Annotated in this window: 10 protein-coding genes and 1 other RNA gene; 9 read left to right on the top strand and 2 right to left on the bottom strand. The window is 67.6% G+C overall.

Going from position 1 to position 13661, the window contains the following annotated elements; translation table 11 throughout:
- The first annotated feature begins 36 nt into the window (after positions 1-36).
- From HCX50_RS13455 to HCX50_RS13440, 4 genes are all read left to right on the top strand, one after another.
- Positions 37-771 (top strand): CT398-like coiled coil hairpin domain-containing protein, encoded by a 735-nt coding sequence (locus tag HCX50_RS13455; protein WP_167634740.1) that lies wholly within the window; start codon positions 37-39, stop codon positions 769-771.
- A 22-nt stretch (positions 772-793) separates the two neighbouring features.
- The gene (locus HCX50_RS13450) at positions 794-2494 is read left to right on the top strand and encodes a bifunctional 3'-5' exonuclease/DNA polymerase (RefSeq protein ID WP_167634739.1); all 1701 of its coding nucleotides are present in this window, start codon (positions 794-796) and stop codon (positions 2492-2494) included.
- A gap of 35 nt (positions 2495-2529) precedes the next feature.
- Positions 2530-2886: RNase P RNA component class A (rnpB, locus tag HCX50_RS13445), an RNA gene on the top strand.
- A 431-nt stretch (positions 2887-3317) separates the two neighbouring features.
- Positions 3318-4799: an arylsulfatase gene (locus tag HCX50_RS13440; protein ID WP_167634738.1), complete on the top strand. Its 1482-nt coding sequence runs from the start codon at positions 3318-3320 to the stop codon at positions 4797-4799.
- A gap of 71 nt (positions 4800-4870) precedes the next feature.
- On the opposite strand, the gene ppgK is transcribed toward HCX50_RS13440, so the two are convergent.
- Positions 4871-5617, bottom strand: a complete 747-nt coding sequence (ppgK, locus tag HCX50_RS13435) for a polyphosphate--glucose phosphotransferase (RefSeq protein ID WP_029261802.1) — start codon at positions 5615-5617, stop codon at positions 4871-4873.
- Between the two features lie 68 nt (positions 5618-5685).
- On the opposite strand from ppgK, the gene HCX50_RS13430 reads away from it, so the two are divergent.
- Genes HCX50_RS13430 through HCX50_RS13415 form a run of 4 tightly spaced genes read left to right on the top strand, consistent with a single transcriptional unit; the run spans position 5686 to position 11206 of the window.
- Positions 5686-5910 (top strand): hypothetical protein, encoded by a 225-nt coding sequence (locus HCX50_RS13430; protein ID WP_105725469.1) that lies wholly within the window; start codon positions 5686-5688, stop codon positions 5908-5910.
- 2 nt (positions 5911-5912) lie between these two features.
- Complete coding sequence (glnA, locus tag HCX50_RS13425; RefSeq protein WP_029261804.1) at positions 5913-7250, top strand: type I glutamate--ammonia ligase; 1338 nt, start codon at positions 5913-5915, stop codon at positions 7248-7250.
- 9 nt (positions 7251-7259) lie between these two features.
- The gene (locus tag HCX50_RS13420; RefSeq protein ID WP_167634737.1) at positions 7260-10235 is read left to right on the top strand and encodes a bifunctional [glutamine synthetase] adenylyltransferase/[glutamine synthetase]-adenylyl-L-tyrosine phosphorylase; all 2976 of its coding nucleotides are present in this window, start codon (positions 7260-7262) and stop codon (positions 10233-10235) included.
- Positions 10236-10285: 50 nt separating this feature from the next.
- Complete coding sequence (locus HCX50_RS13415; RefSeq protein ID WP_167634736.1) at positions 10286-11206, top strand: diacylglycerol/lipid kinase family protein; 921 nt, start codon at positions 10286-10288, stop codon at positions 11204-11206.
- Between the two features lie 25 nt (positions 11207-11231).
- Here the strand turns inward: HCX50_RS13415 and HCX50_RS13410 are convergent, their stop codons facing one another.
- Positions 11232-12380, bottom strand: a complete 1149-nt coding sequence (locus tag HCX50_RS13410; protein ID WP_091036746.1) for an AI-2E family transporter — start codon at positions 12378-12380, stop codon at positions 11232-11234.
- Between the two features lie 379 nt (positions 12381-12759).
- Between HCX50_RS13410 and HCX50_RS13405 the strand changes: the two genes are divergently transcribed.
- Positions 12760-13572, top strand: a complete 813-nt coding sequence (locus HCX50_RS13405) for an AraC family transcriptional regulator (RefSeq protein ID WP_237682510.1) — start codon at positions 12760-12762, stop codon at positions 13570-13572.
- Positions 13573-13661 lie beyond the last annotated feature (89 nt).

Here is a 13661-nt window from a genome sequence, read left to right as displayed (position 1 = left end):
TGGGCGGACGTCGCCGCAGCGACTAGATTTGAGAGCGTGAACGCCAGCCCCGAGAACCAGCGCACCCTGCTCGACATCGCCGACCTCGACCGGCGCATCGCGCAGGCCGAGCGCGCCCGTACCAAGCCGAGCCAGGCGGAGCGGATCACCGAGCTCGTCGCCATCCGTCAGGAGCAGCTCCGCGAGCTCACGACGCTCACCGGTACCCGCGACGACGTTCGCACCGAGCTGAAGCGACTGGAGTCCGATGTGGCCGTGGTCGAGGCACGCCGGAACCGTGACGCCGAGCGGCTCGCGGCATCGACGAACTCGAAAGACGCGCAGGCGCTCGAGCACGAGCTCGCCAGCCTCGCCCGACGGCAGAGCGACCTCGAAGATGCCGAGCTCGACGTGATGGGGCGGCTGGAAGAAGCAGAGGCCGCAGTCGCCGCACAGCAGGCGCTCCTCGAGACGACCACGGCCGAGGGATCGGCGCTCACCGCGCAGGCCAAGGCCGATGTCGCCGCGGCGACGGATCTGGGTGCGCAGCTCGCCCGCGATCGAGCGGCCGTGGCCGAAGGCGTCTCGCCGGAACTCCTGGCCGAGTACTCCCGTCGCGCCACGAACAGTGCCGGCGCCGCTCTTCTCACCCGCGGCACCTGTGAGGGCTGCCGCATCCTGCTTCCCAGCACCGATCTGAACGACATCCGCCGCGCGGCGGACGACCTCGTGGTCTCCTGCCCCGAGTGTGGCTGCATCCTCGTGCGCACCGAGGAGTCCGGGCTCGCATGAGCGGTGCCCGCGCCCGCCGCCGATGACAGCGCCGGCGTCGGGGATCGAACGCCGCATCGCGCTCATCTCTGTCGGCCCGCAGGAGTACGTCGCGATCGAACTCGGTGCCGACGACCAGGAGCAGAACCGCACGGCTCTGCGCACCGACGAGCTCTCGGGATGGGTCCGCTCCGCCGAGGAATCCGATGCTCCGCGGTGGATCATGCGCACCGCCGCAGAGACCTACGCCCTCCTCCTCGACGACGGAGTGCGGATCTCGCGCAGCCATGATCTGGTGCTGTGTCACGCGATCCTGCGCGATACCTCCGCGGTGCCGAGCCCGCTCCCGGCGTCACACGAGTGGGAGCGGCGTGAGCCGACCGTGGCGGCGCCGTCTCTTTTCGACGTGTTCGACGATGCGAGCGGCGATGACGCGATCGTCACGGCGCTCGACCAGTACCGGGCGCAGCGCGAGGTGATCGCGGCAGCTCCGGACGGTCGCCTCACGCTGCTGTGCGCGGCGGAGTCAGCGGGCGGACTCATCGCGGAAGAGATGCGGGCCGCGGGGTTGCCGTGGGATGAGGGCGTGCACGATGCGATCCTGACCGACACCCTGGGCACTCGTCCGGTGGCCGGCGGAACGCCGAGCCGCATGGTCGAGCTCGGTGATCGGGTGCGGGAGCTCCTCGGCGATCCATCTCTCCACCTCGACAGCCAGCAGAAGCTGCTCAGGGCGCTGCATCGCGTGGGAGTGCAGGTGGAGTCCACCAGCCGCTGGGAGCTCGCCGAGCACGACCACCCGGTCGTCGAACCGCTGCTCGCGTACAAGAAGCTCTCCCGCCTGCTCAGCGCCAACGGCTGGGCCTGGCTCGCCGAATGGGTGCACGAAGGGCGGTTCCGTCCCGTGTACATCCCCGGTGGCGTGGTCACCGGGCGCTGGGCCTCCGCCGGCGGGGGCGCGCTTCAGCTCCCGCGGAGTCTGCGCCCCGCGGTACGCGCCGATCCCGGATGGACTCTGGTCGTGGCGGATGTCGCGCAGCTGGAGCCGCGGATGCTCGCGGCAATGGCCTCCGACGAGGCGATGGCACGGGCCGCGCGGGGGAGCGATCTCTACGCCGGCGTCGTCGCATCCGGCGCGGTCGCCACGCGTGAGGAGGCGAAGTACGCGGTCCTCGGTGCGATGTACGGCGCCACGACCGGTGACAGCGGCCGGCTCGTTCCGCGTCTGAGAAAGGTGTACCCGCGCGCCATGGCGCTCGTCGACGCGGCGGCGCGCACGGGCGAGGACGGCGGCATCGTGTCCACCTGGCTCGGCCGATCGTCGCCCCGACCTTCGGTGGAGTGGATGCGTCTGCAGGCTGATGCCACCGGGGCGGATGCCGATCCTGCGGTCGTGGCGCTCGCTCGGCGCCGGGCGCGTGACTGGGGGCGATTCACGCGGAACTTCGTGGTGCAGGGCACGGCCGCCGAGTGGTCGCTGATCTGGCTGGCCGAGATCCGGCACCGTCTGCAGCAGATCCCGGAGGGGTTCACCACGGCCGCCGCGTCCGGACCGTTCGCGCAGGCACCGCACCTGGCCTTCTTCTTGCACGACGAGGTCATCTTGCACGTTCCGCAGGAGCACGCAGAAGCGGCGGCCGAGGCCGTGCGTGAAGCGGCCGCGGTCGCGACGACCCGGCTCTTCGGTTCCTTCCCGATCGACGTACCCCTGGACCTCCGGATCGCAGAGTCCGCCGAGAAGTAGGAATGGCCTCCCGAGAAGTAGACTGGGAGTGCGAATGGGTCGACTGGACGGCCGCGTGGCGGGTGACCGCACCGAGGAACGTCCGGGCTCCTCAGGGCAGGACGGTGGGTAACGCCCACCCGGAGCAATCCGCGAGAAAGTGCCACAGAGAGTAGACCGCCCCGCAAGGGGTAAGGGTGAAAGGGTGGTGTAAGAGACCACCGGGGGCCATGGTGACATGGCCCGCCAGGTAAACCTCGTCCGGAGCAAGGTCAGACAGAGGATGTTGACGCGGCTCGCCGAGTCCTCGGGTAGACCGCTAGAGTGCCACGGCAACGTGTCGCCGAGAGAGATGGCCGTCGAAGGGGCGAAGAACCCCGGAACAGAACCCGGCGTACAGGTCGGCCCATTCGCATAAATCGGCCTGAGGACGCCGTGCCGACGACGGATCCAGTGGTCGGGTTCGGTCGATATCCGCGAGCCTCGCTGTGTTACCCCCGCCGAAGATGGGGTGATGCTTTCGCCGGATGCGGCGTAGCGTGCGGACTAGAGCGCGGCCCCGGCTCTGGGGGACCGCGGGTGTCGCTCTACGTGGGGGGCTCTTGTCCGCTGCTCTCACGATGCTGGCCGAGCGAGAGCCCTTTCACACGTTCGAATCGCATGAAGGTGCGTCCGCCGTTCTGAGGGACCCCAGACCCCCGGCGGGCGCACCGTTGACTGCTGCGGCCACGGCCTCCGGCTGATCCCGATCTACTCGTCCGGAACGGGTGAGCAGGGTCTGCGTGATGGAGATCCGCTTGCTACCGTCGCCGTCATCGATCACCGGTCCGACGGAGGAGATCTCATGGCCAAGAAGCCGAACATCATCCTGTTCATGTCCGACGATGTCGGGTGGGGCGATCTCGGGTGCTACGGAGGCGGTGAGAATCGGGGAGCCCCGACGCCGAACCTGGACAGGCTCGCTGCTGAAGGCCTGCAGTTCATGTCGTTCTATGGGCAGCCCAGCTGCACACCGGGACGAGCTGCCGCGCTGACCGGGCGTCTGCCGATCCGCAGCGGTATGACGACCGTGGCCTTCCCCGGCGATGGCGGGGGCCTTCCCGCGCCCGAGTGGACCCTGGCCAGTGTGCTGAAGAAAGCGTTCTACAACACGTGCCACATAGGAAAGTGGCATCTCGGGGAGGCGGACTCCGCGATGCCGACCGCCCACGGTTTCGACGAGATGTACAACACCACGTTGTACCACCTGAACGCGTACACGTACACGGACAAGGCGTTCAATCCGGACTTCCCGTTCGACGACGAGGCGACCATGAAGATGTGGGGCAACGTGATCGGAGCTCTCGACGGAAAGGCGGGCGAAAAGCCCACAGAGGTGGAGAAGCTGGATTCGGCGAACATCCCGTTCATCGACGAAAAGTCCACAAATCACGCGATCGACTACATCGAGTCGCACGCGAATGACGAGGAACCCTTCTTCCTGTATCTCAACACGGCCAAGCTGCATCAGCCGAACCTCCCGCACCCGGACTTCGAGGGGGCATCGATGGGAAAGTCGAAATTCCTCGACTCGCTCGTCGAACTCGACCATCGCGTGGGGACGGTCATCGACAAGGTCCGTGAACTCGGAATCGCCGAGGACACCCTCGTCGTGTGGACGACGGACAACGGTGCTTGGCAGGACGTCTATCCCGACTGCGGGTACACGCCGTATCGCGGTACCAAGGGCACGGACTACGAGGGGGGAAGTCGGGTTCCCGCCATCGCGTGGTGGCCGGGAACGATCGAAGCAGGTCGCCGCAACTCCGAGATCGTCGGATCGCTCGATCTCATGGCGACCTTCGCGAGCCTGGCTGACGTCGAACTTCCCACCGAAGACCGGGAGGGCGAGCCGACGATCTTCGACAGCTTCGACCAGTCGGGGCTTCTGAAGGGGGAGAACGGATCGACCAGGGACCACTGGCTCTACATGACCGAGACGGAGATGATCCCGGGCGCCGTGCGGGTCGGTAAATGGAAGGCCATCTGGAACGTCCGCGACCAGTGGCGAGGGCCGTCGTCGTACACCGCGATCGTCCCTGAGCTGTTCGACCTCTGGCAGGATCCGCAGGAGCGCTATGACATCTTCATGACCAGCTTCGCGGAGAAGACGTGGCAGGCGCCGCAAATGGCGGCCCGCCTGCTGAGCGTGCTCCCGAGCTATCAGAAGTATCCGAACCGTCCTCTCCAGTCCGCCGGCATCAGCTACGCGATGTTCGATGTCGAGGATGCTCAGGTGCAGCAGCAGATCCAGAAGATGCTTCATGGATTGACGTCGAGCGCCTGAGGCCCGGCCGCACACGAAGGAAGGCCCCGATGGCTGCAGAACCGTCGGGGCCTTCCGTGTTCAGGAACGGGTCAGTCGCCGGCCAGGGATGCCGCGCCGATGATGCCCGAGTTGTTGCGGTGGATCGCCGGGACGATCGGGGTCTTGAGGTCGAGCAGGGGGAGGAAGTCCCCGGCGTTCTTCGACACGCCGCCGCCGACGACGAACAGGTCGGGGCTGAACAGGAACTCGATGTGCGAGTAGAACGCCTGCAGGCGCTCCGCCCACGCGGCCCAGCTGAGGCCCTCGCGCTCGCGCGCCGAGGTCGCGGCATATGTCTCGACCGACTCGTACTCGCCGAAGTTGAGGTGACCGAGCTCGGTGTTCGGCAGCAGCACGCCGTCGTAGAGGAAGGCCGAGCCGATGCCGGTGCCCAGGGTCGTCAGCAGGGTGAAACCGCGCACGTCCCTGGCCGCTCCGTGGCGGGCCTCGGCGACGCCGGCGGCATCCGCGTCGTTCACGAACACGATGTTGCGGCCCAGACCGTCGCGGAAGAAGCGCTCCGCATCGAAGTCGATCCATTCCTTCGACACATTCGCTGCGGAGAGAGTCTTGCCGCGCTTGACGATCGCCGGGAAGGCGACGCCGAGCGGGAGGGTCGAGTCGTGCACGTCGAGGGTCTTCAGAACGGTCTGCACGGCGTTCAGGACATCCTGAGGCGATGCGCCTTCAGGAGTGGGGACCCGCACCCGGTCGGATGCCATGATTCCGTGCTCGAGGTCGACGATTCCTGCTTTGATTCCCGTGCCGCCGATGTCGACGCCGATCGCTTTTGCCATGGGCGATAGCTTAGCGACCACGGTGCACGCCAGTAGGATCGATGACATCACGTGAAGAAGGGACAGGCATGTCTGACGGTGACCACAAGTACTGGTACAACTCCGAGACCGGCGAGGTCGAGTTCGGCATGATCTCGCCCTCCATCGACCGCATCGGTCCGTTCGACACGGAGGCCGAGGCCCGCCGTGCTCCCAAGGTCGTCGAGGAGCGTTCGCGCGCCTGGGCGGAGGAAGAGGCCGTCGAACAGGGCTGGGACGTCAAGGGCGACGCAAAGGGCCAGGGCGCAGAGTAGCCATGGACAAGCAGAGGGATTTCGTCCTTCGGACGATCGAGGAGCGCGGCGTCAAGTTCGTGAGGCTGTGGTTCACCGACGTCATCGGCACGCTCAAGTCCGTGGCGATCGCTCCGGCCGAGGTCGAGGGCGCGTTCGCGGAAGGCATCGGTTTCGACGGTTCGGCGATCGAGGGGCTGACGCGCACCTACGAGTCGGACCTGCTCGCCCAGCCCGATCCGACGACGTTCCAGACGCTGCCGTGGCGCGGCGAGATCGATCCGACGGCGCGCATGTTCTGCGACCTGACGACACCCGACGGACAGCCGGCCGTCGCCGACCCGCGTCACGTGCTCAAGCGCACGCTCGCGAAGGCCGCGGATGCCGGCTTCACGTTCTACACGCACCCCGAGATCGAGTTCTACCTGCTCAAGTCGTCGTCGTTCGGCCCCGACGGTCCCGTGCCCGTGGACTCAGCCGGCTATTTCGACAATGTTCCCGGCGGCACGGCGCACGACTTCCGCCGCCGTTCGGTGCGGATGCTCGAAGACCTCGGCATCTCCGTCGAGTTCAGCCACCACGAGGGTGGGCCCGGCCAGAACGAGATCGACCTTCGTTATGCGGATGCGCTCACGACGGCCGACAACATCATGACCTTCCGCACGGTGATCAAGGAGGTGGCGATCGAGCAGGGCGTCTACGCGACGTTCATGCCGAAGCCGCTCAGCGATCAGCCGGGCAGCGGCATGCACACCCACATGTCGCTGTTCGAGGGCGACCAGAACGCCTTCTACGAGGAGGGCGCGAAGTATCAGCTCTCGAAGACCGGTCGGCACTTCATCGCGGGTCTCCTGCGACACGCGAACGAGATCTCGGCCGTCACGAACCAGTTCGTGAACTCCTACAAGCGGCTCTGGGGAGGCGACGAGGCGCCGAGTTTCGTCACCTGGGGGCACGCGAACCGTTCGGCCCTCATCCGCGTCCCGATGTACAAGCCGAACAAGAGCCAGTCGTCGCGCGTGGAATACCGCGGCATCGACTCCGCCTCGAACCCGTACCTCGCTTACGCGCTGCTGCTCGCGGCAGGACTCAAGGGCATCGAAGAGGGCTACGAGCTGCCGCCCGAGGCGGAGAACAACGTGTGGTCGCTGAGTGACGCCGAGCGGCGCGCACTGGGCTACGAGGCGCTGCCCGCGAGCCTCGATCACGCTCTGGAGTACATGGAGGCGTCCGAACTCGTCGCCGAGACGCTGGGGGAGCAGGTCTTCAACTACGTTCTGCTCAACAAGCGCAAGGAATGGGAGGCCTACCGCGGCCAGGTCACCCCGTTTGAGCTGAAGAGCAACCTCGAGCTTCTCTGACCCGCGCCGATGGCCCGACCGGACGACTCCGTCTCCCTCTCCGCCCTGGCCAGGCTCGGCTTCGCCGACCTCAGTGAAGCCGCGGCTTCCCTTTCGGAGCTGGCAACGATCCTCGATCAGCCGCGCTCGGTGCTGCTCGAAGCAGCGGATGCGCCGGATCCCGACGCGGCCGTGCGTGGTCTGCTCCGCGTCGCACGCCGGGACGAGGCGCCGCTTCGTCGGCTGCTCGACGACGAGGCGACGAGGCGACGAGTCTGGCGGGTCTTCGGCGCATCCGAGGGGTTGGCGGATTTCTTCCTCCGGCACCCCGACCAGCTCTCGATCCTCGACGGGCCGATCGTCGGACTGCCCTCGGCGGAGGAACTGCAAGAGAGCCTGCTGGCCTCGGTCGGGGCGCGTGAAGGCTTCGCGCAGAGCGGGGACGACGATTCGATCGTGGCGATCCGGGTCGCGTATCGACGCAACCTCGCCGCCATCGCCGCCTACGACCTCTCCCACGCGCACCCGGAGACGGTCGTCGCGGCGGTGTCGGCCGCCCTCGCCGACATCGCCGGCGCCGCGCTCGAAGCTTCGCTCGCGGTGGCCAGGGCGCGCCTGGAACAGTCGATGGGACGCGAGCAGGTCGCGGCGACGCGCCTCGCCATCATCGGCATGGGCAAGGCCGGTGCGCGGGAGCTGAACTACGTCAGTGACGTGGACGTGATCTTCGTGGGCGGCACCAGCGACGAGGAGATCGTGACGGAGGCCCGCGCGATCGACATCGCGACGCGGCTGGCCCGCGAGACGATGCGGGGTCTCGACAGCATCGAGATCGAGCCGCCGCTGTGGGAGGTCGACGCCAACCTGCGGCCTGAAGGCAAACAGGGAGCACTCGTGCGCTCGCTCGCCTCGCACCTGGCATACTACGACCGGTGGGCCAAGAGCTGGGAGTTCCAGGCGTTGCTCAAGGCGCGTCCGCTCGCCGGGGATCCGGCGCTCGGCGCCGAGTACATCGCGGCCGTGCAGCCGAAGATCTGGTCCAGCGCCGCGAGACAGGACTTCGTAGAGAGTGTCCAGCGAATGCGCGAGCGCGTGATGGAGCACATCGATCCGGAGGATGCGCCATACCAGCTGAAGCTCGGCGCGGGCGGTCTTCGCGACATCGAGTTCACGGTGCAGCTCCTGCAGCTCGTCCACGGTCTGACCGATGAGTCACTCCGCACGAGAGGAACCCTCGAGAGCCTCGATGCACTCGTGGAGGGCGGCTATATCGGCCGCGTGGATGCCGCCGCTTTCGCCGACGACTACCGCCTGCTGCGCCTGATGGAGCATCGCCTGCAGCTACGCGAGCTCAGCCGCACGCATCTCATGCCCAGAACTCCGGCCGGGCTCCGGGTCCTCGCGCGCGGCACCGGGTTGGCCGAAAGCGGCGACGGTGTCTGGACGCGGTGGGAGGCTGTGCGCCGCGAAGTGCGCGAGATCCACACTCGGCTTTTCTACCGTCCGCTTCTCAGCGCCGTGGCCAGTCTCCCCGAGGAGGAGCGCACGCTCTCCACAGCGCAGGCGCGCGACCGCCTGGCGGCCATCGGGTTCCGCGATCCCGCGGGGGCCCTGCGGCACATCGGTGCGCTCACGACCGGGCTCAGCCGCAAGGTGACGATCCAGCGGGCGCTGATGCCGATCATGGTGCGGTGGTTCGCCGACGGAAGCGACCCCGACTACGCGCTTCTCGCGTTCCGTCGGATCAGCGAACGCCTCGGCGACACCCCGTGGTTCCTTCGGATGCTGCGAGACTCATCGGGTGCTGCCGAGAGTCTCACGCGGCTGCTGTCCTCTTCGCGCTACGTCGGGGAGCTCCTGGAGTGGATTCCCGAGTCCGTCGCCTGGCTCGACAGCACCGACCGACTGCGTCCACGCGGAGCGCACGCGCTCGACGAAGAGGCGCGGGCCATCCAGACACGTCACGAGACCATCGGCGATGCCCTTCGAGCAGTGCGAGCTCTGCGCCGTCGGGAGTTGCTGCGCACAGCGATGGGCGCCGTGCTCGGCGTGCTGACGATCGAGGAGGTGGCCGTTGCGCTCACCGAGATCACCGAGGCGACCATCCAGGCGGCCCTGCGCGCCGTCATCCGCGAGGTGGTTCCCGAAGACGCGGCAGGGCTCGACTTCGCCGTCATCGCCATGGGGCGCTTCGGCGGCGCCGAACTCGGCTTCGGGTCCGACGCCGACATCCTCTACGTGTACGACGCGAACGGAGTCGACTCGCAGCGGGCGCAGAAGCTCGCCACGCAGATCGTGGCAGGGCTCCGCGAGCACCTGACCGACCACCGGGTCCCGCTCGATCTCGACGCCGATCTCCGGCCCGAGGGGCGCAACGGACCGGTCGTGCGATCGATCGCGGCGTATGCCGAGTACTACCGGCGCTGGTCCCTCTCCTGGGAGGCGCAGGCCCTGCTTCGTGCGCGGGGGGTGGCGGGGAGCGCGAAGCTCATCGAGCGGTTCACGGCCCTCGCAGACTCGATCCGATACCCGGAATCCGTCGACCTTCAGGGCACGCGCGAGATCAAGCGCATCAAGGCCCGGGTCGAGGGGGAGCGGCTGCCGCAGGGCGCAGATCCGCGGCGACACCTGAAACTCGGTCCCGGCACGCTCAGCGATGTCGAGTGGCTGGTGCAGCTGCTGCAGCTGCAGCACGCGCACGAGATCGCCGGGCTGCGGACCACGGCGACACTCGGTGCGCTGGATGCCGCGGTCGCCGCCGATCTCGTGGAGGAGGACGACGCCGAGCGGTTGCGGGAGGCGTGGCGCCTGTCGAGCAGACTGCGCTCGGCGATCACTCTGCTCACCGGGCAGACGAGTGACCTGCTTCCTGCGGATCGGCGACAGTTGGATGCGATCGGCAGCCTGCTGGGATACCCCGACCGTTCGGCGACCGAGCTCGAGGAGGACTACCTCGGCGTCACCCGACGCGCGCGCAAGACCTTCGAGGACCTGTTCTACGGCTAGCCGAAACGGGTGAGTTTGCAGTATCGGGTGGCGTGTCCCAAGCTGACGATATGACCCTTACGCGCATCGGCATCGTCTGGAATCCCTCGAAGGTCGCGCAGGAGGCCCTGCAGGACGCGGTGAACGATGTGTTCGACGACCAGTATGACATCCGTTGGTGGGAGACGACGCCGGAGGACCCGGGTCGCGGGATGGCACGGGAGGCCCGCGAAGACGACCGCGGCATCGTGATCGCCGTCGGCGGCGACGGTACGGTTCGCGCGGTCGCGGAGTCTCTGGCGGGTTCGGATATCGCTCTCGGGATCGTCCCGCAGGGCACCGGCAACCTCCTCGCCCGCAATCTCGAGGTGCCGCTGAACAACGTCGCCGCGGCGCTCCAGAGGGTTCGGGATGCGGAACCGCGTCGCATCGATCTCGGCTGGGTGTCGTACGACGGAACCGAGCACGCCTTCGCTGTCATGGTCGGATTCGGGATCGACGCGCAGATGCTGGTCGAGACCGACGACGACCTCAAGTCGAAGGCCGGATGGCTGGCGTACGTCGAGGCGATGGGCCGCGCCCTGGCCGGTACCGAGATGACCGACATCACGCTCGCCATCGACGGCGAGAAAGCTGTCGCCGTGCGCGGCCACACCATGCTCATCGGCAACTGCGGAATGGTGCAGGGCGGCATCCGTCTGCTTCCCGATGCGGTTCTCGATGACGGCAAGCTCGATGTGCTCATGATCAGCGCCGACGGCGCGCTGCAGTGGCTGGACACCCTGCGCTCCTTCGTCTGGGACAACGGCATCCGACGGATCTTCGGAGCGACGGATGAGGCCGTGAGCACCGAGTCTGCGCGCCACCTGCCCGTGGAGAACATCTCGGTGCAGTTGAAGACGCCCCTCATGTTCGAGATCGACGGCGAGGAGATGGGCGAGATCTCCGCATTCGACGTGCGCGTGGAAGCCGGCGCGCTGCTGGTGCGCTGAGAGGTGTTCGGCCTGCGTGCGCGGGTCAGCCGGCGTTGACCGGGGGCACGATCTTCCGGTCCTGAGCGGGGAACGTCACCTTCTGCACGATGATGATGATGCTCGCGGCGACCGGGATCGCGACGAGAGCGCCGAGGATGCCGCCCAGTGCACCGCCAGCGACCGCGGCGATGACCACGAGCGCCCCGGGAACGGCGACGGCCTTGCTCATGATGCGCGGCGAGAGCACATATGCCTCGATCTGCATGTAGATCAGGTAGTAGATGATCGCGATCAGTGCGGTCAGCGGCGAGACGAAGAGGCAGATCAGCGAGTTGATGATCGATGCCGTCAGCGTGCCCACCAACGGGATCATGGATCCGATGAAGGCGATGAGCGCGAGCAGCGCGGGGACCGGTGCCCCGATGATGCTGAGGAAGATCAGGCTCAGGATGCCGTTGATGAGCGCCAGGCTGGCTTGCCCGATCACGTAGCGGCCGACCGCGCCTGAGACGTCTTCGAGCAGTCCGCTGAAGGTACCCCGCTGGTAGGCGGGGACGAACCGCGCAGCCACGTGCTTCATGCTCCGCAGCGAGGCCATGAAATAGAGGGTCAGGATCAGGACGATCGTGATGCCGGTGAATCCGCCGGCGATACCCGCGCCGACCGCGAACACGCCACCGCCGATGTCGAGGAAGTTGTCCGGGTCGCCGACGAAGTCGAGGATGCCCTGAACGGCATCCTTGATGCTCGAGCCGAACTGGCCGCTGACGTCTTTGTACCAGGCGCTGGCCATGAAGTCCTCGACCATCTGCGGGCCGTCCTTGATCAGGTTGCTGATCTGCTCCACGAGGATCGGGACGATGGCGAGGATGATGCCCGCGAAGGCGAGCACCACACCGGCGACGACGATGGTGACGGCGGCAGGGCGGGGGAGCTTCTTCTCGATGAAGGTGACGATCGGATCCAGCCCGAGGGCGAGGAAGATCGCCACGCCGATGTAGACGAGTACCGTCGCGAGCTGGCCGACGATGCTGCCGACCGCCAACGCGACCAGCACCCCGAGCGCACCGAGCAGACCGAACATGAAGGGGTTCGTGCGTGCGTATGCGGCCACCGCGTTCGACGGCTGTGACGGCGCGGCTTCCACAGGTGTGTGCCGATCGGCTTTCGCGATCACTCTTCTACGGCGCATGGTTCCCCCGGTCGATGGTCAGACTCACAAGTTGACCATTCGCGTGACCGGCGGTCAAGCACAGCGCCCGCGCGGCGCGGAGTCGGTCGCTTCGGCGCCGGTGCCGGACCGATATGGTGGGATCGAGGGCCCCGTACCCGGGGGGCCGGACTGCGGTGGGGAACCGCATGGGGAGGGTTTCATGATGCTGTGGGGACGCGGTCCATCGAGAGAAGTCGACCGATCGTCGACGTTCGAACCGAACGCGCCGTGCGCGCGGATGGGGGAACACGCTCTGACGCTCTCCCGACGCCGCTGAGGTGGCCCGCGAGAACCGCCCCACGCCTTCTGCGGCGCGGGGCGTCGATCGACTGCGATCGGGAGCCGCGCCGTGCCCGTGATGAGGGCGCGCACGCTCGCCATGTTCGGGAGCGTTCGCATCCGCGAGTTCGTGTCGGGGCGCGATGACGCGCGTTCGAGGCTCGACCGTGTACCGGGACTGATCGGGCTGCACAGTGTCCGCTCCGGGAGCATCGACGTCGGCTCCCCGTCCGGCACGCTGCGACTGGCGGAGGACGATGCGTTTCTGCTCCGCCACGATGCCGCCCCTCCGACATCGCCGCCGAAGCGACTGCGGCTTCTTTCGATCGTTCTGCCCGCAGAGGTGCTCGCCGGGTTCACGGCGCCGGCGCCTGGCGAGGTCCGCCCCGTGTCACGCTCGACTTCGTTGCTCGACCCGGCGGTCGCGTTCGCCGAACGAGCAGCAGTCGCGGATGCGGATCCGGTGAGCGCCTTCGGGAACTACTACCTCGAACGCCTGCTCCAGGAGATGGTGCTGGGAGTGGCGGTCGAGGCCACCCGTGGGGTGGCGGCCGGTCTTCCGCCCGATCACCATCGGGATGCCCTGAACCTGATCGCCGCACAGGCGTCCGATCCTGTGCTGTCACCGCGCGGCATCGCCGAGCAGCTCCGCCTCTCCCTGCGTCAGCTGCAGCGTGCCTTCCGGGCACACGGCACGACGGTGGAACGGGAGATCCGCCGATCGCGGGTCGAGCACGCGATCGGTCTGCTCACGGATCCCGCGTACGACCGCCTGAGCATCGAGGAGATCGGCCGGTACTCGGGCCTCTCCGGCGGGTCGAGCCTGGCGCGGGCGATGGCGCAGGAGGGGCGGCGTGCCCCGTCAGAGGTCCGAAAGCGACGACAGGGCTGACACCCCGCCTGTGGGCGCGTGTCATACCGAGCGCGACATCCCTGGTTGAGAAAGCGACAGGTGCCTGCTGGACGGGAGGTGCCGGTCGT

This window comes from Microbacterium sp. B19(2022) (assembly GCF_012030385.1).
Classification (GTDB): domain Bacteria; phylum Actinomycetota; class Actinomycetes; order Actinomycetales; family Microbacteriaceae; genus Microbacterium; species Microbacterium oxydans_B.
Note: the sequence above shows the minus strand (reverse complement) of the source record. Positions and strands in the feature narration are given on the sequence as shown.